Origin of the sequence: Candidatus Latescibacter sp., assembly GCA_030692375.1 — a bacterium.
Taxonomy (GTDB): domain Bacteria; phylum Latescibacterota; class Latescibacteria; order Latescibacterales; family Latescibacteraceae; genus JAUYCD01.
Window position 1 is genome coordinate 1 of record JAUYCD010000208.1, and the last position, 25,880, is coordinate 25,880.

General features: G+C 49.0%; 18 protein-coding genes and 1 tRNA gene. 1 reads left to right on the forward strand and 18 read right to left on the reverse strand.

Annotation, left to right across the window (positions count from 1 at the left end):
• Window positions 1-471 precede the first annotated feature (471 nt).
• The 14 genes from Q8O92_12585 to Q8O92_12650 form a co-directional block, all read right to left on the reverse strand.
• Complete coding sequence (locus tag Q8O92_12585) at window positions 472-2,319, reverse strand: glycoside hydrolase family 20 zincin-like fold domain-containing protein (protein ID MDP2984152.1); 1,848 nt, start codon at window positions 2,317-2,319, stop codon at window positions 472-474.
• A 172-nt stretch (window positions 2,320-2,491) separates the two neighbouring features.
• Window positions 2,492-3,934: a DUF362 domain-containing protein gene (locus tag Q8O92_12590; GenBank protein MDP2984153.1), complete on the reverse strand. Its 1,443-nt coding sequence runs from the start codon at window positions 3,932-3,934 to the stop codon at window positions 2,492-2,494.
• A gap of 414 nt (window positions 3,935-4,348) precedes the next feature.
• On the reverse strand, window positions 4,349-4,813 hold the full coding sequence (locus tag Q8O92_12595; protein MDP2984154.1) for a hypothetical protein: 465 nt from the start codon (window positions 4,811-4,813) through the stop codon (window positions 4,349-4,351).
• Window positions 4,814-4,950: 137 nt separating this feature from the next.
• Window positions 4,951-5,889, reverse strand: coding sequence for a lysylphosphatidylglycerol synthase domain-containing protein (locus tag Q8O92_12600; protein ID MDP2984155.1), 939 nt, complete (start codon window positions 5,887-5,889; stop codon window positions 4,951-4,953).
• Between the two features lie 374 nt (window positions 5,890-6,263).
• Window positions 6,264-7,271 (reverse strand): Gfo/Idh/MocA family oxidoreductase, encoded by a 1,008-nt coding sequence (locus Q8O92_12605; GenBank protein MDP2984156.1) that lies wholly within the window; start codon window positions 7,269-7,271, stop codon window positions 6,264-6,266.
• Between the two features lie 72 nt (window positions 7,272-7,343).
• Entirely contained in the window at window positions 7,344-8,633 is a 1,290-nt protein-coding gene (locus tag Q8O92_12610) for a hemolysin family protein (protein MDP2984157.1), read from the reverse strand.
• Window positions 8,630-9,085 carry an rRNA maturation RNase YbeY gene (ybeY, locus tag Q8O92_12615; GenBank protein ID MDP2984158.1) on the reverse strand — a complete coding sequence of 152 codons (456 nt, stop codon included), beginning with the start codon at window positions 9,083-9,085 and terminating at the stop codon, window positions 8,630-8,632. Before ybeY ends, Q8O92_12610 begins: the two co-directional genes overlap by 4 nt.
• A 193-nt stretch (window positions 9,086-9,278) precedes the next feature.
• Window positions 9,279-10,247: a PhoH family protein gene (locus Q8O92_12620; protein ID MDP2984159.1), complete on the reverse strand. Its 969-nt coding sequence runs from the start codon at window positions 10,245-10,247 to the stop codon at window positions 9,279-9,281.
• 357 nt (window positions 10,248-10,604) lie between these two features.
• Window positions 10,605-12,710: a carboxypeptidase-like regulatory domain-containing protein gene (locus tag Q8O92_12625; protein MDP2984160.1), complete on the reverse strand. Its 2,106-nt coding sequence runs from the start codon at window positions 12,708-12,710 to the stop codon at window positions 10,605-10,607.
• A 333-nt stretch (window positions 12,711-13,043) separates the two neighbouring features.
• Window positions 13,044-13,460, reverse strand: a complete 417-nt coding sequence (locus tag Q8O92_12630; GenBank protein ID MDP2984161.1) for a hypothetical protein — start codon at window positions 13,458-13,460, stop codon at window positions 13,044-13,046.
• A 230-nt stretch (window positions 13,461-13,690) separates the two neighbouring features.
• Complete coding sequence (gene aspS / locus Q8O92_12635) at window positions 13,691-15,457, reverse strand: aspartate--tRNA ligase (protein MDP2984162.1); 1,767 nt, start codon at window positions 15,455-15,457, stop codon at window positions 13,691-13,693.
• Window positions 15,458-15,652: 195 nt separating this feature from the next.
• Window positions 15,653-16,921 (reverse strand): histidine--tRNA ligase, encoded by a 1,269-nt coding sequence (hisS, locus tag Q8O92_12640; protein MDP2984163.1) that lies wholly within the window; start codon window positions 16,919-16,921, stop codon window positions 15,653-15,655.
• 615 nt (window positions 16,922-17,536) lie between these two features.
• A complete protein-coding gene (gene uvrC, locus Q8O92_12645) occupies window positions 17,537-19,366 on the reverse strand; it encodes an excinuclease ABC subunit UvrC (GenBank protein MDP2984164.1) in 1,830 nt (609 codons plus the stop codon).
• Window positions 19,363-19,863, reverse strand: coding sequence for a metallophosphoesterase (locus Q8O92_12650; protein MDP2984165.1), 501 nt, complete (start codon window positions 19,861-19,863; stop codon window positions 19,363-19,365). The genes uvrC and Q8O92_12650 overlap by 4 nt, the downstream gene beginning before the upstream one ends.
• Window positions 19,864-19,953: 90 nt before the next feature.
• Here Q8O92_12650 and Q8O92_12655 point away from each other — a divergent pair, with 90 nt between their 5' ends.
• Complete coding sequence (locus Q8O92_12655) at window positions 19,954-20,970, forward strand: tetratricopeptide repeat protein (protein MDP2984166.1); 1,017 nt, start codon at window positions 19,954-19,956, stop codon at window positions 20,968-20,970.
• Window positions 20,971-21,122: 152 nt separating this feature from the next.
• Here the strand turns inward: Q8O92_12655 and Q8O92_12660 are convergent, their stop codons facing one another.
• The 4 genes from Q8O92_12660 to secG form a co-directional block, all read right to left on the reverse strand.
• The gene (locus Q8O92_12660) at window positions 21,123-22,376 is read right to left on the reverse strand and encodes an OFA family MFS transporter (GenBank protein MDP2984167.1); all 1,254 of its coding nucleotides are present in this window, start codon (window positions 22,374-22,376) and stop codon (window positions 21,123-21,125) included.
• A gap of 519 nt (window positions 22,377-22,895) precedes the next feature.
• Window positions 22,896-24,836 (reverse strand): acetate--CoA ligase, encoded by a 1,941-nt coding sequence (gene acs, locus Q8O92_12665; GenBank protein ID MDP2984168.1) that lies wholly within the window; start codon window positions 24,834-24,836, stop codon window positions 22,896-22,898.
• Window positions 24,837-25,175: 339 nt separating this feature from the next.
• A tRNA-Leu gene (locus Q8O92_12670) sits at window positions 25,176-25,261 on the reverse strand.
• 10 nt (window positions 25,262-25,271) lie between these two features.
• Window positions 25,272-25,646, reverse strand: coding sequence for a preprotein translocase subunit SecG (gene secG / locus Q8O92_12675; protein ID MDP2984169.1), 375 nt, complete (start codon window positions 25,644-25,646; stop codon window positions 25,272-25,274).
• Between the last annotated feature and the right edge of the window lie 234 nt (window positions 25,647-25,880).

The window sequence follows — 25,880 nt, forward strand, 5'->3', positions numbered from 1 at the left end:
TTATATTTTTAGTATATTACTGATAAATCGGCAAAAAATCATTGCGAAGGATAAAGTCAGAACGTCAGGACATTATTATGTTGAGACATTATTTCGGCATTCTTTTTTACCGGATCATCTTTAGCGAAACCTCCAAGTGGATGCAGGATCAGGTATAAGGGTAATTCCTGAATACCTGAGCACTTAATACCAATGTATAGGATAATTCGGGATGTGGTAATTGTCAAGCAAAATTACAGGAATTATTTTCACTTCATTTATTCTATATTTATTGCCATTTTTATATCGGGTGATTACTGATGATCCGGCAAAAAGTAATTATTGCATTATTTTCTGACGTTTTTAAACCTCACCCCCTGCCCCCCTCTCCTAGTCAGGAGAGGGGGTAACTCATTGCTGACTATGTCTTTACCCTCTCCTAATTAGGAGAGGGTGGCTGAAGGCCGGGTGAGGTTTTCGTCTACAATATTTTCATCCCTTCGCTATTTTTTCCGCATCTGCCGCGATATTTTTGAACACTTCGGTGATGCGGAAAAGCTCCGAATCCTTGTTGCGGGCGCGCCAGATGGTTTCGTATTCACGGGAGAGTTTCGCTGTCGATTTGGCAAATTCTCGAAGCTCACGGGCATTCTTTTTCCCCAGCTTTTTGTTGAGCCGCCGCCTGGCAAGGAGCGCAAGCCTTCCGTTGAGCGCAATTGCACGGGCGCTCCACATGAATTCATCATAATCTATGCGGCGGTCTTGCGGGATTTTAGAGCGGATTTTTTCAAGTTCTTTCTCGATTTCGGGGGCGCGGCGGCAGGATTTCACCAAAAGCTCATCAGGCATCCGCTTGAAATCCTCCGGGGCGATCCCGCTGATTCCTTTCATCATGAAACGCCAATTTGCAGCGAGGCTCCCCAACTCACGCAGGAGAGAGGCGGCCTTCCCGGATGGGTCGGAAAGCTCCAGAAAGGATACTGCCCGGTCAAATGTGTCATCATCAGGGCCGGCGGAATTCCAGGAGAGAGCGGCCCCAAGCGCCATGCCATGAAACGATCCGGCAAGGGGATTGATATGTCCGTAATCGCCCCAATCGGTGTTAAGGATGCCGCGGGCGCCGTTCTTCATCCCGTAATCCACCATGCTCCTTATGTTACGGGAGGCGGCGTTCAGATCGTTCGCCAGACGGTTCCAGCCGGATACACCCGGGCAGTTGAAGAATCTCACTCCTTTCTGGCCGAACATAACTGTCTGGACGTCGGCAACTGCGGCGCCATATTCCCAGTTGAGCAGGGTGACATCCTTCGGCAAACGGTCGATGAGTTCGGGATGCTTCACCACAATATCCCCCCAGATCATGACTTTTTTGTCATATTTCTTCACCATCTCAACAAGACGAAGGATGTGGCCGAGATACAGCTCTCCCACCCCTTTCTCATTGGCGAGCTTTTTGGTACGGCCGGTTCCGAGATCGAAGGTTTCATCGCAGCAGATATTGAACACCGGTGCGCTGAACAGCGGAAGGTAGTCGTCGAACATCTCCCCGAGCAGCTTGTAGCTGTCTTCGTTGGAGACATCGATTGTATGATGCTCCATCCGGTTTCTCCAGAGAAGCTGCAGGCTGGGATCGAAGTTTTCCTGCTCGCAGAGACGGGCGTAAGCAGGGTTCTGGAGGATTTCATACATGTGCCCGAACGAGGAAAGCGACGGCACCAGATCGACTTGCAGGAAGCGGGCATATTCATCGAGGCGGAGTATCTCATCCGGGGTAATGACATCGAAACCCGACCGGATGGCAGGATTCTTCCGAAAAGCGAACACATGCTCCACATAAAACTGTATCTGGTTCATCTTGTACCGGGAGGCCTTTTCCACCAGGAGTTTCATGGTCTTGAACTGTGGAACTTTTCCCCTGGAAACATCATGATAGAATCCTCTGTTCTCGAAATCAGGACGGTCTTCGATGGAAAGACAGGGGAGTTGGTGTTCGCTCTGCTCGCAAATCTGCTGAAGCGTCCGCACCCCAAAGAGCAGCCCACGTGAAGAAGAAGCCTCGATGGTTATCCGGTCTTCCAGGATTTCAAGGTTGTAATCCTCTAAGGAGTGACCCTTCTCGATAACAAGGTTGATGAATCCCTTCTCCGGAAAACCGATGCTCCTGTTCAAAGAAACGGCGAATTTTTTCGTATCGAGGAGGAATTGGGCGAGTATGCGAGCGATCCCGGTATCATGAGGACTGGTGTTTCCGCAAAGAAGAATACTCTCCTTCCCGGTAAACCGGTAAGAACCGCTCCTCATTTCCATCTTTTTCGGGAGAGGCAAAATGAATAATTCCATAGTTTATGGTAATCTCCAACATCGGGTTATATTTTTTATCTTTTGTGGGCTGAAAAGGAGGTTTCATGGGCAATGCGGACTACTTCCTGCGCGGAAGTATAACTGGAAAACGTCATGCCGAACTTGTTTCGGCATCTATTTCAATAATTGCTTTCGCATATTTAAAATCTATTTACTTGATCAGCATCATCCTGTGGGATACCATTCTGTTCCCCGTATACACTCCCACAATATACATACCGGATGACACATTCGATCCTGTTTCGTTTGTTCCGTCCCATCGAATTATATGTTCACCCGCTCTGAATGACGTGGATATTAAGTTCCGGACCCTCTGACCGCTAATCGAATAGATCGATATTGAAAGTCTCGCTTCCGAGGACAGAGTGACATGAATCTCCGTGGAAGCATTGAACGGGTTGGGAACGTTTGCAACCGTGATAGGGAAATCTTTGAGCGAAGGCCCAGAGTTCACAGCGGTTGGGGAGGAAAATTCCGCGATTGTTGTGGGTTCGTACTTTATCCACGTTATCGGTGTTGTCGTCTGTTGAAAAGTCGAAGGCAACTTGTATGTTGTTCGGAAATTGTCGATATTCGGACCCAGCACTACAATTTTCCCGATGTCACCCTGCCCGACACCTGCAAGGGCACAGTATTGAACATGTTTGATGGTATTGTAGTCTAATCCCATAAGCTCGATCCCGATCCTGTCCACAGAAACCATGTCCGGACCGGCAATCATCACACCTTGTTCGACAAGTTTGCCATAGATAGTAGGGCCGTCCCCCTCCATCCCGGTAACCCCATCGAGAAGGGCGAATCCCGGTTGAATGTTACGCGCCACACGGACAATATTGTAGTTCAGACCCTTGTAACTCCCGAGGTGCATTTTATTCTTTTCGGAATAAAGCCATTTGGCCACATAGTCGCTGGTCAGGGATTCGGGAATTTTCACGAGGAAATTCAGTGGCGATGACATGCAGAAATTTTTTATCGAAAGAGTGCAAACGGTCATGGAATGAGTTTTCAAGTTAGCGAGAGAGAAAAAGAAATTGTTCGTGTCAAGGTAAGGGTCGGCGATGTTCATGGGTACGACGACATTTCCCCTAGGTGAGTTGAAATCGGTAATCCAATTCACCGTCGTTGATGAACGGGCATTAAAATCAACAAATTCAACATGATACTTTTCGTTTAGTGCATAGTACCCATAGTGTGAAAAGTTCGAGAGCGTGTTGTTGACCGGTAATCTCCCACCGGGAAGGGAAGGAGTTGCCGATGCTTCGCCTATTATGATTTTCTGATCTGTCAGCCCAGTTAAAAAGTCAAGTACCCCGCGGAGAGTATCAATGTTCGTGACACCGAAAGGGCAGAAAGGTTCGACGACATTCGGTTTCAGGATGATCTGTTTTCCTTGAATGCCGCTTTTGATCACATCGGTGAAAGGGAGAAGCGCATCATGGGCCATCTTGCGACGGTCGGTGCCGCTTACTAACGATACCTGGCTGGATGACTGTGATTGTACGACGGCTTTCGCCATTCCGGGGAATGGATACCCTGCAATCGATCCGGCGGCGCCGATGCCCATCGCACGGATGAATTCACGTCTGTTAGTCATTATGCATACTCCATACATGAAACCTTTGTAAAAATCTTGAATAACCAAAATGAATCTAAGAATTTCAATTCAATAGTGACATTCATGCAAAATCGTTGAATATCTCAGGAAAAGCCAGCATTATTTTTCAGGCGGTAAAAAATATGGAAAACCCCGCACGGGAGGGTTCTCAGAATCTTTTTCTTCTCATATACTGATGGTACGGCAAAAAGTAATTTTTTCCCATTATTTTCTGGTGTTTTAACCTCACCCCCTGTCCCCCTCTCCTAGTCAGGAGAGGGGGTAACTCATTGTTGGCTATGTTTTTACCCTCTCCTGGATAGGAGAGGGTGGCCGAAGGCCGGGTGAGGTTTTCGTCAATTTAGAGAGCTTTAATACTTTTTGCCGGATCATCATATACTGGTCCCTCAAAATTTACTTGAGCATCACTACGATAAAACTAACGACCAGAAATAAAAAGAGAATGCGCAAAATCGATCTCATATTGAACAGGCCATTATAGCGGTTTCTCTTACTGTGCGCCTTTTTTATAATTATCTTACACTCCAGGGGAATGTTATGAAGTGCCGCAGCCTGTTTAACGAAATCGCATGATTTCCGGTTCCTGACAATTATCTGCAGGGTGGTTTTTGGATTATTCAGTATCGATTTCCATTTGGAAATGTAATCTTCACCAACCTGATCGGTAAAAGATTCGATGCAGATGGCGAGATATGAACTGTCCCTTTTCGCAATCAGATCAGGAAACGGCCCGCTCCAGCCTTCCGGTGATTGTCCCGTTTCAAGAAAATCCGTGTATACAATCTCTCCTCTTTGCATATGTTTTTCGATAAGAAAATCCAGTAAATGTCCCCCATGTCTGCCAGATGGATCTATCATCGCAGTATCCCCTGAAGGTCAGATGAAAGAGAAACCGTTTTTTCCTTTTGCATCATATTCGATTTTAAAAAATAATGCAATGGGAAAAGGGCAATGTTGATATACTCGTGTATACTCGAGAATCATTGAACAGAGTATTACGGTTCCGGAGGTGTGTGGAATTCCTTTCGGTTGGATAAAGTGAGAAAACCGATTCCGCCTGCGATCATCACAATGAGAACATACATGAGGCGGTCCAATCCCGCCGAAAGACCGGAAATACCGGCATCATTCCCCAGGATTCCCGCTGCCCATCCGCTGGCCACTTCCGCGATACCCATTCCTCCCGGAATAATGGTGGCCACACGCAAGAAATTCCCGATAGTCACCACCGCAATGCCGCCCAGAAGGCTGGTATGGGCTGAGAACATGGAAAGGGCGACCATGAAACGAAATGCGGAGAATAAATAGTAGAATAGTTCCACCACCACCAGGAGAGAAAGCATCCGGTAATCGGAATAGATGAATCGAAGGGAATGAAAAAAATTGGCCATTACCCTGGGTAATCGATTGAACGGCAGGGGAATGCGTGCGGATAAAATCAGAAGGGTGGTCGAGAAAATAATGAAAGCAAAAAAAAGCGAGATCAGCGCATTGACTGAATAACCCAAAATAATAAACAGGCCGGAAACCAGAAGACCGAGCACCCCGGAGGAAAAGACCATAACCGTAACATAGGATACCAGAAATGCAACATACGAGTTAAACGAAATCTTGAATCGTCGGGAAAGATAATATCCCCCGCTGAATGTTCCCGCTTTCAGAATGATATGATTCACCGCCTGCATCAGAGTGAACATGTGCCAGGCGCCGGTCTGTCCCAGGTCATGGCCGATTTTTTTTACCTGAATGCGAAGCCGGGTGGATTCGCAGAGCAAAGTCCCAATATTCAGGAGAAAAAGGAGAGAAATATTGAGACCGGTAAAATGCGCGCGGCTGGCAAAACGGTCATAGTGGGCTGCTATATACCATCCGCCAAAACCAAGTATGGAGAAAAGGAAGGCATACCGTAAAACAGCAATCAGTTTTTTTTTCATCTGTATGGCAAATCTATAGGTAAAGGATTATAGTGTTAAGTCAATCAGATAATGTCTGGTGCTGGAGTTTCTTTTTCTTTTTACCCCCTTAAAAAGGGGGTCGCCGCTCAAGCGGCGGGGGGATCTTTATTCGCCGGGAAAAAGAAATCCCCCCTGCCTTTGGCATCCCCCCTTGTTAAGGGGGGAATATGAATCCAACTTTATTGCATTGACTTAACAATAGTGTTCTTGATAGAAGTTTATTACTAGTTCTACATAATGCGAGACGCACATTATCCTGATTTTTCAGATGCCGAAACAAGTTCGGCATGACGCTTGGCGCTGGTCATCCTGAACTCGTTTCAGGATCTATGTATTATTTCGTTCGAGCCAGTTTACTCAACTTTTACCGATATTCCACCTTTACTGAGCGATTTTTGGCTGGCGGAAAGCACCCTGGTTACCGCAAGCCCGTTCCGGCCGTCGCTCAAAGGTGTAAGGTCTTTCTCTATACACTCGATAAAATGAGCGCATTCAAGCTTCAGAGGCTCAGCCATTTTTATTCCCGGAATATAAATGTCCCCATCCCGAAGAGAAAGAAACTCCCCGTAGGAAGAGTATTCTGCGGAGCGGTCCACTCCCTTGTCATATATTTTCACTTTCTCCTGCGGTTCCATGTCATCAAAAAAAATCATTTTTTTCGATCCGACAACCGTCGTCCGGCGAACCTTGTGGGGATCGAGCCAGCTCAATTGGATATTGGCAATTACCCGGTTGGTGAAATGCAGGGTGAGAAACACGACATCCTCTATGCCATCCTGGAGATAACACTGGCCATGCGCGTTTACCGAAACCGGCTCGGCGCCAAGCAGGTGAAGAGCGACCGAAATATCGTGAGGGCCGAAAGAGAGAAGAGCGTTTTCATCGCTTCGGACTTTCCCCAGGTTTAATCTCTGGCTGTATAAATAATAAATATCCCCAAGCTCGCCGGCCAGGATAGAGTTTTTGATTTCCGTTATGCAGGGGTGATACAGGAGGAGATGCCCCACCATGAGCTTACGGTTTCTTTTTTCGGCCAGTGTCACCAGTTCCAGAGAGTCCTCTGTAGTAAGGGTCATGGGTTTTTCCACAAACACGTGCTTCCCGTGAAGAAGAGCTTCTTTCGCTATTTCATGATGGCTGACTGCGGGGGTGGCAATCACCACCGCATGAATGGCCGGATCGTCAAGGATAGTACGGTAGTCAAGGGTGGCTTTCGCACCAGGATACTGCCGGGAAATTCCCCGCAGGACTTCCGGAGAAGTATCGGAGATGTATCGAACGGAAGCTGTTCCGAGTGTGTGAAAGGTGCGGATAAGGTTTTTGCCCCAGTATCCCGCCCCGATAATTCCAATGGTCTGCATGTCCCTCACCCCCTACCCATTCTCCCCAAAGTGGGTATTTTTTTTCAAATTCCAGTTTTCATACTTCAGATTTCAGATTTCATCCCTGTTTTTCGGCTCTTCAAGTTTCACCAGTACCTTGGAAATTCTATTTCCGATTATTTCCTTGATGGTAATGACAGTGGTATTAAAGGTAATTTCCTCTCCGCCTTCGGGAATATAGCCGAGCTGGTGGTAAATAAACCCGGCCAGAGTATCGAATCCTTCGTTCGGGATGCCGGTATGGAGAATTTCATTGACGTCATCGATGTTCATGCCGGCGTCCATAATGACAGTCCGGTCGTCAATCCAGGAGAAAAGAGACTGCGCATCCTGATCGTATTCATCCTGTATATCACCCACAATTTCCTCAAGCACATCCTCGAGAGCCACAATTCCCGATGTGCCGCCATATTCATCAACAACGATTGCGAGATGCACCTTCGCTTTTTTGAAATCCTTAAGAAGCTCGGAGAGTTTTTTTGATTCGGGTACGAAATACGGTTTGCGCATTATAGCGGTTATGGATAAATCCGTGGATATATCTTTTTCCGCCAGCGAGATAAGCAGGTCTTTTGAATAGATAACACCAATGATATTATCGATCCGCCCATCATACACAGGAATACGGGAATGCGCCTCGTTTTTAAAAAGCTGTATAAGTTCATCGAGGGGGATGTTTTTTTCCGCCGCCACCACATCGATCCTGGGCACCATGACTTCACGAATGGTTGTATCGTAAAAGTTGAGGATGCTTTGAATCATCTCCCCCTCCTCCTGCCCGATTACCCCGGATTCGCTTTCAGATTTGACCATTTCGATAAGAGCGTCTTCCTTGGCCGCCATTTCAGTCTTTTTTTTGATGGACACGGAAAGGATCATATCAGAAAGAAAGGTAAGGGGAAACAGGAGGAAATTAAATACAGTCAGGAATGAAGCAAAGCGTGGAACCGTTGTCTCGTATTCCCCCACAGAAATAATTTTGGAGAGAACTCCATCAGTCAGTACAAACAGCGCCAGCGCCATAAAAAAAGCGATTAACCCGATAAACCATCCATAAACAGCATTCAGACCAACTGCTTCTCCGATCACGGTCACTAAAAAGAAAAGAAGGATCGTCCCGGCGGCAATGGAAATAATTCTTCCGGAGAGCAGCATCAGATGGAACCGGCGCTTATTGGCGGTTATACCAAGCAGAGCATCTGCACCTGCGACATTCATGTCATGAAGCTTTTCCAGGGAGTCACGCGAGATAGAGCTTAACGCCTGCTCCGCTCCCGAAAACATGGAAGACATAAGCATGGCGACAACGAATCCGACAAGTATAATGGAAATGGTTGTCACTGCTCGCTCCCTGCCGTAAAAAAGGATATTACCAGTTTTTCAGTATCTTGTACCATAGAAGCATATTCTTCATCGGTATCATGCACCCTGCCTGCAATATGCAGGAGACCGTGGGTGACAAGCCGTACCACTTCTTCATCAAAGGGGACAGCCAGCTCACCTGCCTGCCTGCCTGCTCTTTCGAGGGATACATACACTTCACCGCTGACACCTTCGGAAAAATCATGCGGAACATCCTCCAGACTGAAACTCAAAACATCGGTTGGTCCCTGACTATCTTTGTAAAGGCGGTTCAATTCGGTCATGTATTCATCGCCGATAAAAACAATATTATATTCGCCCGCTGCAATTCCGCTTTTGGACAGCACCTCAAAGGCATATTCTTCCAGGCGTTCCCGGTCAACTGTCAGGAGACCCTCCACCTCATCGCTTTCAAGAATATTGACTTTCATGAGGGAAAAATCCCTTCATAGATTTTCACAAATCTGCTATTTTTTAAAAAGCTTGTGAAAACCCCTTGTTAATTAATAGATGCCGAAACGGTTTCATCGTTCCCGCTAAGCGGCAACAAGTTCGGCATGACCGTGTCACCCTGAACTTGTTTCAGGGTCTATATGACGATAAGACCACTTTTTCACAAGCCTTTTAAGCTTTTTCAGAATCGTGCTTTTCGTGTTTGCCATAGGCGTTGATAATACTCTGAACGAGCCTGTGTCTGACCACATCATGACTGGTCAACCGCACAAACGCCACTCCTTCGATACCGTCGAGTATGGATTCAATTTCCACCAGGCCCGATTTTTCGTTGTGCGGAAGGTCTATCTGAGTAATGTCCCCGGTAACCACCACTTTGGAATTGACCCCCAGCCTGGTAAGGAGCATTTTCATCTGACGGCTGGTTGTGTTCTGGGCTTCATCCAGAATTATGTAAGCATCGGAAAGGGTTCTGCCGCGCATGTAAGCAAGCGGAGCCACTTCGATGACTCCCTTTTCCTCAAGCTTTATCAGTTTCTCGGGACCAATGGTATCAAAGAGCGAGTCATAAAGGGGCCGGAAATAAGGTTCAACCTTATCTTTAAGATCTCCGGGGAGAAACCCCAGGCTTTCTCCGGCCTCCACTGCCGGACGGCACAGGATGATCTTCTGCACTTCATGATTCTTCAGTGCGGCCACTGCAACTGCGACTGCAAGATAGGTTTTCCCGGTCCCGGCCGGTCCGATACTGAAAACGACATCGTTCTCGATCATCGCGGAAAGATAGACGCATTGTCCCAGCGAGCGCGGCCGGATCAGGCGATTTCCGGCGTTCAGAACAACAGTCTTCAAACCAATCCGGCATTCACCGCCGCCGTTTTCCAGATAATCCAGCGCCGAGGACAGGGTGTGTTCGTCAAGATGCGCACCCGACTGGATCAGAGAATCCATTTCGTTGATAATCTTTGCCGCCTGCTTTACCGATGCTTTTTCTCCGATAACCTTGAGAACTCCGTCACGGCAGACTATCTGCACGCCATACCTGTTTTCCACCGCTTTGATATTACGGTCGCCGCATCCGAACAAGTCCTGATAATTCGAATTTGTAACATACACTAATTCACTCGTTTCACCGTTCAAATTTTATCAGCGCTCCTTTTCAAAAGCGGGATAAAAAAACTCCCGCAAGCCATTGCATAGACGGGAGTTAAATCTGATGTTATCAATTTGTATCATACATTCCATACTTTCCTTTAACAGTTATGTTGACATTCAGAGGTCATGTGTTTTGCAACTTCCTGGCATTGATCCTCAGAAAAGAAAAGGAAATTGAGGAAAAATATTCCAGGCGGTTGGCATCGCACTGCCGCCGACAATTCGCACATTATCCTGAATAACGATCAGTGCAGATGATAGTGCCAAGAAATATTCCTATGCCTGTGAATGCTTGTGTTTAAAGGATCCTAAAAAATATAAACTGTTAAAGATCAACATGAATCACCGGAATGGATTGTCTCCCAGATTAAACACGACAGAAATATAGGTCTTTTCATGATTCCAATTAATTGTCCCCAGGTATTCAATCATTACTCCATCATCCCTCCTCCAGAAGTATTCATACTGGCTAACGTGCGCCTTGACATCGCTCGTGAGCTTAAAACTGACAGTCGGCCATTGATAATTGATTTTTACCATCGGTATATTCGTTGCGGTCATTTTGCTGCTCAAGAGGATATAACCGGTTTTAGGGTTTTTCTGCGTGCTGGAGAAGGAAATCGTTTCTATTGTCTTGCCATCCGCCGACACCGTACCGGATACCTCGTTATGCTTGGACATGTAGGTGTCATCATGCGCGCCGCTGAAAGAGAGCCCGTTCCATTTCAAGTTATAAACGGCATCGCCGATCCACTGGTAATCACCATTCGGTTCCTCTTTGGTCACGTTCCATACGCTCAATCCGGCGCCTACATAATTGGTTTTTCTCAACTGATCCAAAACACTGGGCGAGAAATCAACGGTGAGGGTTCCCACATCCTTCTTCACATTGGTCGCCTGTTTCCAGTCAATGGTGATGTCAACATCCGTGCTGTCGGTCCCCTTGATCACCCGCACATAACTTCTTCCGCCGAACACGCCGGACGGCAGGCTGAAACTCCCGTCGGTACCGCTTGACGCGGTTGAAACGCTGCCGATCCATTCCCGCGAGGCGCTTTTGTGAACGCTTTTCACCGTGGCGCCGGAGACGGGATTCCCGTCCTTGTCAACCAGCTTCCCGGAAACCATGTACCCCCAGCCGATTCCCTGCATGAGGGGCTGGAACAGGTCCCCTTTTCCGGCGGTCATCAGGTAGGTTTCGATTTTGTCACGAAGCATATCGATGTCCGTCGGCTGTTTCGCCAGGATCTGGAAACTTTCTGAAAACGGTGCGCCGATGACGGGAACGGTGCGTTTTAAAGCGCTTTTTTCCGCCGCATACACGTCGGCAACCGTGTCTGAAGTGCGATGGAGCTGGGCGAGCATGACACACCCGAATCCCTCGATGCTCGGAACGTCGTATTTCGAAAGAACCTTTCCATACAGCAGCAGTCTCGGCTCTGTTGGATCAAATCCGCCGGCAGAACCCGTCTGAAAATACTGTGAAAAATACGCCGGTTCTTCAATGAACATCTTCTTGCGGTCGTTGACATCTCCCGTTCCGTGTTGCGAGGTATCATAGGGCATTTGACTGTACGCGGTCAAATACGCGGAGTTTCCGGCCAGCACATGAAACATGTAGTGCCCGGTTTCATGAGCGATGTGTCCCGCAATCTCCTTGGGATCGGTATAACTTTTATTGATCGTAATATTATATCTGTTTACACTGGTGAAGTATCCATAGGCCCAGAATGCATCATACGCGTCACTTCCAAAAGACAGATACCACTGCATGTCCCCGTCCACCTTGGCCCGGGCATCGGCTTTCCGGGAATCCGGGAGATTGTCTATATAACTGTTGATCATCTTTCTTGCTTCGCTCTGGTAGGCCGTCAACTTATCAAATTCGGGCATATCTTTCGTAATAAGTCCCACAAAGTAATGCTTGAATCCCTGATAGCCCTTTGCGGAAACACCGGAGGATTTGTTTGTCTGGACAGCCACGGGCATGAGCAATTCGAACGACAACGAGCCGTCCGTATTTTTCGTGGGCGCGATGCTGACCCAGGTATTGTAACGATTCGTGTAATCGGTCATCAGCGCATTGGAGGTTCCATACCCATACACCAACACGGTTTCTGTTTCCTTGGGGGTGAATACGAGGTTAATTTTTTTCTCCTGACTATAGTTGACATAGTACCCTTTCCCCGGTACGGGAGCGTTGACCGACGAGGTGATCGCCGCCGTCTCTAAAGTACCAGAGCCTCCGTCGGGAAACTGAAAAACAAGACCGGTGGAACTGTCCTTCAGCGCACTTCCGGGAGTAGCGGAAACGGTTTGAGTTGTGACATGTCCGAGTTTCCATTCACCCGTGTTGTCGGTGTCGCCGGGTCCGGTTGTATCGCTCTTTTTTGAGCAGCCGGAACAGATGACACAGATAACGCACACAAACATGATCAATCTGCTCATGTTATTCCCCTTTAAATAAACAGTCATTCCCCATATCAAAAATAATGAGGTATCGTAATTTTTAAAAATTGTCTGTGAATGAATATTGCTGCTTATACATTGTTCGTGCAAGTAAATTTTTACGTTTTTACTGTGCCTCCCTGGCACATGATAGCGATAATTGCCCTGAAAATTACCAAAAGGTACGCGCATGTGTACGGCTACGTGTTCTACATCATGCAGGTGGAATAAGGAGAGACGCAAAAACTCCACTACTGATAAATCAGCTCGTGAATCCGTAGGGCTGCACGGGAGGTTGATTCCCAAAGATCATTCCCCCCGCTCTCACCATATCTATTGAACCGTGTAATTCTTATACGCCACTGTTTTTCCACCGGTCACCAGTTTCCCGGTCGCACGGAAACTCCCCGGTCCGTATGTGTGTTTGAATGACGAGAGCATGATGTGACCATAATTCTGCGGGTTGGTGTAAGGGATGACATTGATCTGCTCGAATCCGCTCGAACCGGACTTGGAAATCTGTATCTCCACTGTGGAACCGCCCATGTCATCTTTGCTTTCGAGCCGCCAGTAGATGAGCGCGCCGCTGGTAAACGTGGTCGTCTCGCCGGTGATGTTGAATCCGTTCATCCCCGTCCCGAGCACGAGGGAATCGGAGAAGGTGTCCGATTTAGTGGAACTGCCGCTGTTGCAGCCTGCGGCCGCCAGAATAATGACACCCAATGCGAACAGGATGCTACGTGTGTTCATGCTGTCCTCGTTGTATGATGGTTGCTGTGTTCGCGGCACAACAGATCGCGCCGTCCCCCCTGTTGTCAGCCGGTTCCAGCGTACGTAACCGGCTTGTGGCTGAGTATTTGCATTCTTCTGTCTTCGGCTTCCCTCATTATTCCAGTGAATAACTTGTTTCGGCATCTACCGGATCGATATGGTGACTTTTCCATAAGTCACTTAAAAGGTACACATTACCAGGATATATCTCAATTCTTCCGTATCTTTAAACCAAGCGCAATGAGCTGTTCCGGCGAAACTTCTGAAGGAGTATCATCCATGAGCGATATACCCTGGTTTGTTTTCGGGAACGCAATGACTTCGCGGATGGATGAAGCGCCTCTGAGAAGCATGATAAACCGGTCAAATCCGAACGCTGCGCCGCCATGGGGCGGCGGGCCAAACTCGAAAGCGTGAAGAAGGAATCCGAATTTCTCACAGGCTTCTTCCTCGGATATGCCAAGGCTTGCAAACATTTTCATCTGCATATCCCGGTCATGAATCCTTATGGATCCGGATACAATTTCCGTTCCGTTAATCACCAGATCATACGCCCTTGAACGCACTTTCAAAGGATCGATTCCCAGAAACTGCAGGTCTTCTTCCACCGGAGAAGTGAACGGATGATGCATGGAAGTGATGCATCCGCGCTCTGTATTGCGCTCGAAAAGCGGAAACTCGGTAATAAAAAGTATATCGAACCGGGAGTAGTTAATCAGCCCCAGATCCTCGCCCAGTTTGAGCCGTACCGCACCGAGCACCCGGTTGGCAATATCCGGTTTGTCCGCCACAAATACAAGGAGATCGCCTGGCTCAGCCTTCATCCTTTCCGTGAGCGCCCGCTGGCAGTTGGAATCGAGGAACTTTACAATGCTCGATTCCAGGCCTTTTCCCGTTGCCTTGATCCAGGCCATGCCGCCCGCGCCCTGCTCAATAGCGAAAGCAATGAGCGCATCGATCTGGCTCCTGGACATGGAGGCGCCGTCTTTTACATTAATGGATTTGACCAGCCCGCCGCGTTCCACCACGCTCCGGAAGACTTTGAAATCACAGGCTACAAAAATATCGCTCACTTCCGCCATTTCCAGGCCGAAACGGGTGTCGGGTTTGTCAACGCCGAATCTGCTCATAGCTTCTGCATAGGTCAGCCGCCGGAATTTCGGACCGACTTCAACACCCATGGCCTTTTCGAATATCTCCACCACCAAACCCTCGATAATTCCGAATATATCCTCCTCATCCACAAAGCTCATTTCAAGATCGATCTGAGTGAATTCGGGCTGACGGTCTTTTCGGAGGTCCTCGTCGCGGAAACATTTGGTAATCTGGAAATAACGGTCAAATCCTGATACCATGAGAAGCTGCTTATATATCTGCGGCGATTGAGGAAGTGCGTAGAATTTCCCGAAGAAACGGCGGGACGGAACCAGAAAATCACGGGCGCCTTCCGGAGTGCTTCTCATCAGGAAGGGTGTTTCAATCTCCACAAACTCACGGTTCACCAGGTGATTGCGGACAATGGAAGCCACTTTGGAGCGGAAAATGAGGTTCTGCTGTATTTCCTCACGCCGGAGATCGAGATAACGGTATTTCAACCGAATTTCCTCTCCGATTTCCTTATATTCATCCAGCGGGAAAGGAACAGGCTTGGATTTGCTGAGCACCTCGATGTCATCGCAGAGCACCTCGATATCGCCGGTGGCCAGCCTGGGATTTGCCATTCCCTCCATCCGTGCGGCTATGATCCCATGCACGCTGATAACCCACTCCGAGCGTATGTGCTCGGCCAATCCATGCGCCTGGGGATCGCGCTCCGGGTTGAATACAACCTGGGTCAATCCCCAGCGGTCGCGCAGATCAACAAAGATAAGGCCGCCATGATCTCGCCGACGGTGTACCCAGCCGGACAGAACTACTTCTCTTCCCTGGTCAAAAAGCCTGAGTTCCCCGTTATTGTTCGTTCTCTTTAATCGCACTTAAATAGCCCTCATGTAGAAAAAACAGTGGCAAAGTAATAAAGTAAAAAGTTAGCTACTTTGTCACTCTGTCTCTCTTTTTAATAGATGCCGAAACGGTTTCACCGTTCCCGAGAAACGGCAACGGTTTCATCGTTCCCGCAAAGCGGCAACAAGTTCGGCATGACACGTGTCATCCTGAACTCGTTTCAGGATCTATCTGACGCGCTGTATAAATTCTTCAAACGTCATGGATTTTTGTTCGGATAATTCCATGTCGCGGACAGTTACAAGGTCTCCATCGGATTCGACAATCAGCACATATCGAGCCTGAAGCCTGGATGCAGTTTTCATCTGGGCTTTCAGACTGCGGTCCAGATAGTCCATATCGGCGGCATATCCCAGATTTCTCAACGTGGATAGATATGTAACTGCAGTCAGACGATGCTCCGGCCGGGTGGTTGCTATAAACACCGGAATTGATTTCTTTTCTACCGCGGCAACTCCCGCAGCCTGAATAGCGAGGATCAGCCGCTCCATCCCGCAGGCAAATCCAACCGCAGGCATGTCCGGCCCTCCCAGTTCCTTCACCAGGTTGTCGTACCGTCCGCCACCCATGACTGTCGACTGGGCGCCCAGACCCTTGCACTGCATTTCAAACACCGCACCTGTGTAATAATCCAGTCCCCGTACAAGAGAATAGTCCTCTGTAAATTCGATCCCACGACTTTCCAGGCAGTTCTTCACTTCCCCGTAGTGGGCACGGTCGCTCTCAGTCAGATACTCGATGGTACGCGGGACATCGGGGGAACCATGAATGGCATCACGGCAGCCGGGAACCTTGCAGTCCAGGACACGCAGGGGGTTGGTAAGCATTCTCCGCCAGCAATCCTCGCAGAGCTGCTCCTGAACCGAAGCCAGGAAGACGACCAGGGCCTCACGGTAACGGCTGCGGCTTTCTGCGCCTCCGACCGAATTGAGGAGGTATACTCTCTCCCCGAGACCGAGCTTTCCCGCGATATCGTCGAAGAGAATCATCACCTCCGCATCCATAAGGGGAGATTTCGCTCCGACAGCCTCGACACCGAACTGGTGAAACTGGCGCTGACGGCCTTTCTGGGGGCGCTCCTGACGGAACATCGGTCCACTGTACCAGAGTTTCTGGGGCAGTCCCCGCTGATCCAGAGCATGCTCGATGAATGCCCGGATTACCGAAGCGGTTCCTTCCGGCCGGAGGGTCAGGCTCCGTTCGCCAAGGTCACGGAAGGTATACATCTCCTTGCCGACAATATCGGTATCTTCTCCGATGGAGCGTGCAAACAGCCCGGTTTCCTCGAATATCGGAGTCCGTATCTCAGAGTAGCCATACAATTCCGCTTTCTCCCTGACAACCGCTTCGATTCGCTGCCATATCTCCACCTCGCCGGGAAGGATGTCATTCGTGCCTTTTATGGCTTTTATTTTTTCCTGAGACATCGATTTCATACTTTGCATGGTTTTTAAATATGGAAGAGCCAATTGCAAAAGTCTTTTTTTTATGAAAAAATGATAGGTTTTATTACTTCAGCCCCCTAACCCTCAGTCTCTTTCCCCCGAAGGGGGCAAGGGAAGTCTTTGCTCCACAGTCTTTTCCTGCCCCCTCCGGGGGAAGGATGTCCGAAGGACAGAAAGGGGGCAGCTTTAAATATTGACTTTTGTAAAAGGCTCGGAATTTGAAAATATACCTTTTTGTCAGTAGTGAGTCAAGCAAAGACATAATCCTCACTGGCCATCCCCCATTTTTTTCTTTGGCGACAAATATGCCATGCTATTTATATGCTCTAAAGACAAAATCCCCCCCCGCATAAAGCGGCAACCCCCTTGTTAAGGGGGTAAGATACTGCCTGCCAATATGTTTCCCCCCTTAAAAAGGGGGGATGTCCAAAGGACAGGGGGGATCAGTCCTTCAAGAAGGCATGCTATTATCCGATAATACTTTCACATAAAATTATTCTTATAACGATAAGCATTATAAGGAGTTACAAACATTAGTACAAAAATTCTGGGGGATGGCCAGAAGACATAATCCTCAGGCTGTCACTTTGTCACTCTGTCTCTTTGTCACTTTTCTTTCAGGCTGGCAGAGATAATCTGCGCCCGCTTTACCCCTATTCCTGCAACATGTGCGATGTCATCGACTCTTGCATTACGGACAGCGGCCACTGAGCCGAAGTGACGAAGAAGGTCGCCGGTTCTCTTTGGCCCGATTCCTTCTATCCTGGTGAGCTCGGAGGAAATTGTTCTCTTCGTGCGTAGTTTTCGCTGGTAAGTAACTGCAAAACGGTGGGATTCGTCCCGAATCCGCTGCAGGAGGTGAATGGAAGAAGAGGTTTTGGGGATGTTCTGGGCTTCAGAGGCGCCGGGGAGAAAAACTTCCTCGAGGCGCTTGGCCAGGCCGGCCACCTCCTGTTCCCCGAGATTTAACTGGTCCAGCACCATTTTGGCGCTCGATAGCTGCCCCTTGCCGCCGTCAACGATGAGGAGGCCGGGAAGCTCTTTTTGCTCTTCCAGCCGGCGGGTAAAATAGCGATGCACCACTTCACGCATGCCCGCGAAATCATCGATTCCTTCGACAGTGGCGATCTTGAAATGGCGGTATTCACGTTTTTCCGGCTTCCCGTTCCGGAAAAAAACCAGCGAAGCGACGGTATCGGTTCCCTGGAGATGGGAGATGTCGATGCAGGCGATGGTCCGTGGGGGCTTTTTCAGCCGGAGGTCGCGTTTGAGGGATAGAAGGATGCTGGGGATGGCGTCCTTCTTACGGTCGCGCTCCTCCACTGTTTTTTTCATGATCGTCTCGGCGTTCATTGCGGTCATTTTCAAAAGCCTGGCCTTTTCGCCGCGCTGCGGAAAGACAAACTCGATTTTTTTCCCGGTGCGCTCGCTGAGAAGCGCCTGTACATTTTCGGCGTCGGAGGGTTGTAACGGAAGGTGTATTTCCGCAGGAATCCAGGAAACGCGGAGATAATACTGGGTCAGGAACGCTGAAAGCATCTCCGGGGGCGAGGTGTACTGGATTCCGCTCATAAGATAGTGCTTTTTCCCCAGGATTCCGCCGTCACGGATTTCCATGACCACCACGCAGGCTTCTGTATCGAGGGCATGGAAGTTGACCGCATCCCAGTCTCCGGTAAGGCGCACGGTGGAGAAGGCTTTCCGGCGCTCGCTCAGCTTCATAACGGCCTGGACAAGATCGCGAAGCTGGGCGGCCTGTTCGAAATTGAGGGCATCCGCGGCTTCTTTCATCCGCTGTTGCAGGTCACGGATCAGATCGTCGTTATGCCCCTGGATGAATCGGAAGGCGTCTTCGACATACCGATTGTACTGTTCATAACTTACATATCCGGCGCAGGGAGCGCCGCAGCGTTTTATCTGATAATCAAGGCAGGGTCTCGCTATTCGTTTCGAAGGGAGTTTTTCGTCGCAGGATCGGATAGGAAAAATGGAGTGAACAAGGTACAGCATCTTCCGCACCGCTTTCACATCCGTATACGGTCCCAGGTATCGGGAGCCGTCATCGCGCACAGTTCGGGTGAGAAAGACACGGGGCGCGCCCTCTTTCGTGATCTTTATGTAGGGATAACTCTTGTCATCCTTAAGGCGCACATTGTACCTGGGTTTTTTCGACCGCGCCAGATTAGCCTCGGTGACCAGCGCTTCGATCTCCGAACCGGTTACGATGTAATCCAGTTCTGCCGCCTCGGACATGAGCAGGGGGATCTGCGCTCTCCCGTCGCCTTCCTCACGGAAATACGAAAGAATTCTTGCCCGGAGATTTTTTGCCTTGCCTACATAAAGCACCCGGTGATGGGCATCTAGCCAGAGATAAACTCCCGGCTGTGCAGGCAGGATTTCGGCTTTATCCCGGAGAATTTTCAACAAAGAAGTCATAATTTGAGTTCAAGCACCTCAGGATTCATGGTATCCAGATCGAGAATCACAACGGTTGAATGACCGGTAAGCCACGAGCAGCATTCACCCGGATTGATCGCCAGCGGTTTCCCCGGCCTGATATCGACCTTGTGAATGTGACCGTATACGATCACGTCGATATCTTCCCTGGACAGGAATTGTTTCAGATACACCGGTTCATGCATCACAACGATTTTTTTACCGTAATGAGTGAATTCGAAAGGCGGCTCCATAAGAACGCCTATCTGTTTGGCTTGTTCCAAAAGGCCGCGTTTCTCCCCATCGTTATTGCCGAAGACACCCACAAATTTTCCTTCCAGCTTTTTTAAATCAATGAAGGTGAAGGGGGCGACATAATCGCCGGCATGAATGACCAGCGAACACCCAGCCTTATTGAATGCATCCACAGCAAGGGAGATGGCTTTACGGTGATCGTGAGTGTCGCTGATAATGCCCACCATAGTATCTTTAATCATAATGGCTCCTTATTTTCACTTGACAATGTAATCAAAATATCGCAGAATTGCAATGGCAAGGGTTTAACCGATAGGAAAGCGGCCTTGAACATGTCCGAAACGCCTGACTCAAACAAAAAAGAATATTACTTTGAACTCGGCATCAAAGAGTTGGATGCCGGGAACATCGAAAAAGCAATAGAAGCTTTTCAGCAGGCCATCATGTTCGATCCAACCGATACGAGATCATACTGCAATCTTGGAATTGCCTACGAATTGTTACGGGATTACGATAAGGCTCGGGAGGCTTACGAAAAAGCCATTGCACTCAATCCCACCAATGCCGTGGTATTGAACAATCTTGCCGCTCTTACCCATTATTCCGGCAATCCAAAAGCTGCGGCTTTTCTCTTTGAATCAGCCATAGCTTCCGACCCTCTTTACATCGAGCCATACCTGAATATCGCCCGGATGTTCATGGAATTGAACCTTTTTCCCGTTGCAGAATCCTATATCCGGAAAATCCTCGAAATCGAACCCGGCAGCGCCGAGGCGCTGAATCTTCTCGGTGTCATCACCAATGTAACCCACCGTCCTCACGAGGCGGTCGGACACTTCCAGAATGCCCTCCGCTCCGACGCCAATCAGCCGTCCTTTTTTTCCAATCTTGGGACCGCGCTAAAAAGCATCGGCGATCTAAGGCGGGCAATCATGGCCCTTGAAAAGGCGGAGGAGCTTAATCCGAACAGCCTCTCAACCATGAACAACCTTGGCGCGCTCTACCGTGAAACCGGAAACCTGGATAAAGCGGAACATTTTTTAACACGCGCCATTGCATACTATCCGGAAAATCCTTTCCCTCACCTCAATCTTGCAGAGGTTTTCCTCGCGAAGGGAGATTACAACAGGGCGCTGCCCCACCTGAAAAAATACATCGCCCTTGTTCCCCTGGATATGGACACTCTCTTCAAGACATGCGGGATAGCCCGTATGGCTGACCGGCTCGAAGAAGTGGTTATGGAAATGAAAAGTTTTGTTCGGGAAGCAGATCCTGCCGACCCGCGAAAGGATGTTGTCAGAGGATGGCTGAAGGCAGCAAAAATAAAAAAAGATGATCCTGCTCAATAAACTGGACCCGAGCGAATCACAGAGTCTTCCCCACACAATCCGGCCCAGGCTGTTGAGAAAAGGCCCCCGCCAAAAAACGGGAAGGTCCTGAATCAAGTCCAGGACCTTCCCGTATGCCATTATTTGCCTGATCCGCGAATCGGCGACGTTTATCAGCCTTGCGACGGGAGCGGCGTGAGACTCGACTTCTTGCTGCTTCGGAAACCGACGGTGTAAACGAAACCGCCCAGGAGCAGGACGCCTGCCGCGATGAAGGAGATGGAGTAGGAACCGCTGCTCGCCTTGAGGACTTCCGACATCTTGCTCATGACGAATCCGCCGACACCCCATGCGGTGAAAAGAAGGCCGTAGTTGACACCGAAATTCTTCATTCCCCACAAGGTTTTGGCGTACGTGGGGAATATCGACAGATTGGCGCCATAATTGAAGCCGATAAGAGTGGCGACCAGCACGATCAGGAAGGCGCTCCCCGACCGGGTGGCATACAAGGCGAGAAACATCATCGTGGCCTGGAACAGGAACATCCCCGCCAGCACGTTGCGGAGGCCGAAACGGTCGGACAGGAATCCCGCGAGAATACGTCCCGATGCATTGCCGATGGCGAGAATCGCCACCGCGATGAAGGCCTTTTCTCCCATGCTCATCTTGGCCATGCCGGAAATGCTGCTGATGACCATGAGTCCGGCCCCTGCCCCGATGAAGAATTGCAGCCAGAGCGTCCAGAACTGGGACTTGCGCAAAAGGGTGCCGATCGTTTCATTATTTTGCGAAGTTTCTTTGCGGCGCTGGCTGTCGCTGACCTTTGCTCCCGAATGACTGCTGACCGCAGGCGGGGGAACCAGAAAGATGGATAAAACCGATACTACCACCAGGAAAGCGATACCGAAAAACATCATGGTATTCAGCAGGCCGTAATTTTTTAAAATATATGATGAAAGCGGAGCGATATATGCCGACGCCAACCCGAAACCGGACACAACGATGCCCGCGATCAACCCGCTCTTGGTGGGCGGGAACCATTTGAGCGCGGCGGGTGTGGCAGAGGCATATCCGAACGCGAGGCCCGTCCCCACCAGACCGCCGAAACCCAGCACCCATACCCAGTAGTCGACCGACCGGGCGATGAGCAGAAATCCCATGCTCACCAGGATGCCGCCGCCGAAAGCAGTGATGCGCGGACCGAATTTATCCTGAATGCGGCCGGCGTAAATCATCATGAATGCGAAAACGAGACATGCAACTGCATAGGGATCGTTGATGGAAGCCATATCCCAGGCAAAGGAACCGGGAATTTTTGCGGTGATTGATTCCTTGATCGATTCCTTGAAGATGCTCCAGGTATAGAGTATACCCAGCGAAAGGTTGATGCCGGTTCCGGCGATAACAACGCGTATACCCTTATGCATGACGCCTCCTTTTGTGTTGGTGTTTCGTTGATTTTTCCAGGGAAAGGGGAAAACGGGAATGGAACGCGAGGAAATTTTCTCGGAACAAGGTTGGTAAAAAAGCGGGATTTTTCTGTATCAAGCTCTATCCATCAATTCTAACCCCGCCGAAAGATATGATAATACGAGCATGAAGATTTTCCTTCACACGCTGGCGATAAGTGAAAAGAAAAATGGTTCATCCGATTAATGAGTATCTAAGCGTAAGCTATTAATAATAAATGAGAACCGTTTATTAGGTATTATGGATGTACAGTTGGTACAAGAATTTTTTATGGATGTAACTTGATGTCAGTCAAGGCTTCGCCGAAGGCGAATTTGCCTTGGCCTTGACTGACACATACCTGATATCTTTATAATTGGGTGTTTGTGGAGAATACCTCCGCAAACACCCCTTATACAGCATATCGAATATTCATAATAATCTCAGGTACTCATTATTTGGAAGAACCATTGTAAAACTACATGATAATGGATTCGTCATATCCGCTCTTCGATAAGACGGCTGACCACGCTAGAATCCAGAAGCGTGGAAGTGTCTCCCATATCGGACATATCATTTGCCGCGATCTTTTTGAGAATACGGCGCATAATCTTGCCGGAGCGCGTCTTGGGAAGCGCATCGGTAAACTGGATCTTGTCCGGTGAAGCAATCGGGCCGATCTCCTTCCGAATGTGTTTAACCAGTTCTTTCTTCAGTTCCTCGGTCTTTTCCACTCCCTCGTTGAGGGTGACAAACGCATAAAGCGCCTGACCCTTTATCTCGTGCGGGTAACCTACAACCGCAGATTCGGCTACCGCAGCATGGCTTACCAGCGCACTCTCGACTTCCGCGGTGCCGATACGGTGACCGGAGATATTGATCACATCGTCCACCCGGCCCATCAGCCAGTAATCACCCTCTTCATCCACCCGGGCGCCATCGCCGGTAAAATAAGAACCCTTGTACTGCCGCCAGTAGGTATCTATAAAGCGCTGGTGATCTCCAAAAAGGGTACGCATTATTCCCGGCCAGGGCCGTTTTATAACCAGATATCCGCCTTCATTTGCCGCACAGGTAGTACCGTCCTCGCGGAGAATCGTCGGTTCTACCCCGAAAAACGGACGGCTGGCCGAACCCGGTTTTACCGGCATGCAGCCTGGAAGCGGAGTGATAAGAATACCGCCGGTTTCGGTCTGCCACCAGGTGTCCACAATGGGGCACCGGCCTCCTCCCACATTCTGGTAGTACCACATCCAGGCTTCCGGATTGATCGGTTCACCCACTGTGCCCAGGAGACGGAGTTTGGATAGATCGTGTTTGGCAACCCATTCAGTGCCTTTGCTGGCAATGGCCCGTATGGCGGTTGGGGCTGTATAAAAAATAGTGACACCATATTTTTCACAAACATCCCAGAAACGATCCGGATCGGGATAGGAGGGAATACCCTCGAACATCACCGAGGTGGCATGGTTGGCCAGGGGACCGTACACGATGTAGGAATGTCCGGTCACCCAGCCGATATCCGCTGTACACCAGAAAATGTCGTCTTCATGATAATCGAAAATGAATTTGTGTGTGATACTGACATAGAGAAGATACCCGGCGGTAGTGTGCAGCACTCCTTTAGGTTTTCCCGTCGAGCCGGAGGTGTAGAGGATGAAAAGCGGATCTTCCGCGTCCATCTCCACGGGGGGGCAGACGGCGGAAGCCTTGGCCATGGCCTCATGCCACCACAGATCACGGCCCGGTTCCATGTGGGTATCGACCTTGCGGCGCTCAAGGCAGATGACATTACGAATGGAAGGGCATTTATTGTCTTTGAGCGCATCGTCGGCATTCACCTTGAGAGGAATGGCCTTTGCGCCGCGCAGGGAGACATTGGAAGTAACAAGAATCGAACACTCCGAGTCCTGGATCCGGTTTTGGAGGGCTTCCGCAGAGAATCCGCCGAAAACGATAGAGTGAATCGCCCCGATACGAGTGCAGGCCAGCATGGCGATCGCCAGCTCAGGGATCATAGGCATGTATATACAGACCCGGTCGCCTTTCTTGACTCCCAGGCTCTTTAATACATTGGCAAATTTGTTAACTTCACTGTACAGTTCGTTATATGATATATGCCGTTCTTCAGCCAGGTCGTCTCCAACCCAGAGAATAGCTGTCTTGTCACCTTTCCCGGCTAGTACATGACGATCCAGGCAATTATAGGAAACATTGAGTTTGCCGCCTTCAAACCATTTTATATTTATAGCATCCGGATCAAATGAGGAAATTTTGTCCCATTTTTTATACCAGGAAAGGGTCTCAGCCTGTTCCCCCCAAAAACCATCCGGATCGTCAAGGGAGCGACGGTACATCTTTTCGTACTGTTCCATTGATGATATGTAAGCATGTGCTCTGAAGAATTCAGGTACAGGGAATTTTCTTTGTTCAGTCATCAGATTGGAGATGTTCTGCACGGGTTTTTCAGCCATTTGATCCTCCTTCTTACATGATTTTGGATGATTTCTCTTATAAATTTGAGTGTTTATATCCTGAAACGAGTTCAGGATGAAGCGGACTCTTCGACAGGCTCAAAGTCCGCTGACCGAGCACTGAGCTTGTCGAAGTACACGTGTCATGCTGAACTTGTTTCAGTGTCTATCGCTTGGCAAAAAAATACGCGGACGAAATTCACCCGCGTTCATCAATAAGCATAAATCTACATAAATCGTATATTCTCGTGTTAATGGATATGCTCTAATTCGCTAGTATTTCATCAGCTTGCATGGAATAATTGGTGCCGAAGACCGGATTTGAACCGGTACAGCCAATGGCCACTACCCCCTCAAGATAGCGTGTCTACCAATTCCACCACTCCGGCACTCGTTTTTTTATTTTGTAGAAGGGGTGGTAGCAGATGGTGCACTCGGCGGGGACGGCGCAAGCGGCATCGTGTTCGTGACAGCTGGCGCCGATGGAGCCGCCCCTTTCCCGGTCATGGTGCGTTCAAGAACACTCCTTCCAGATCTTTCTGACGGGTTCACAAAGTTCAAAGAAATTGCCGTGAGCATGAACAGAACAGCAAAAATGGTAGTGGCTTTCACCAGAAACGGGGCTGCTCCACGGCCGCCGAAAACTCCTCCGGTTACCCCGCTTCCGCCGAAGGTGCCGGCCAGACCCCCACCCTTCCCGGACTGGAGGAGAACCGCTACGACCAGCGCGATACTGACTAATACATGTAAAAAAACCAGGGAAAAATGCAGCATAATTATCCTTCTTCCGATTTATTGAATATTCTCTCGCTAAGTTCGCAAAGTCAATAAAGAAAGAAAATAACATTAGACAGGATTTACAAGATTTACAAGATTATATATTTTCTTTTTAATTCTATCATGTTAATCCTGTTAATTCTGTCTAAAATTTCTTCTTTTTCTTTAAAGAAAGAAAATAACATTAGACAGGATTTACAAGATTTACAAGATTATATATTTTCTTTTTAA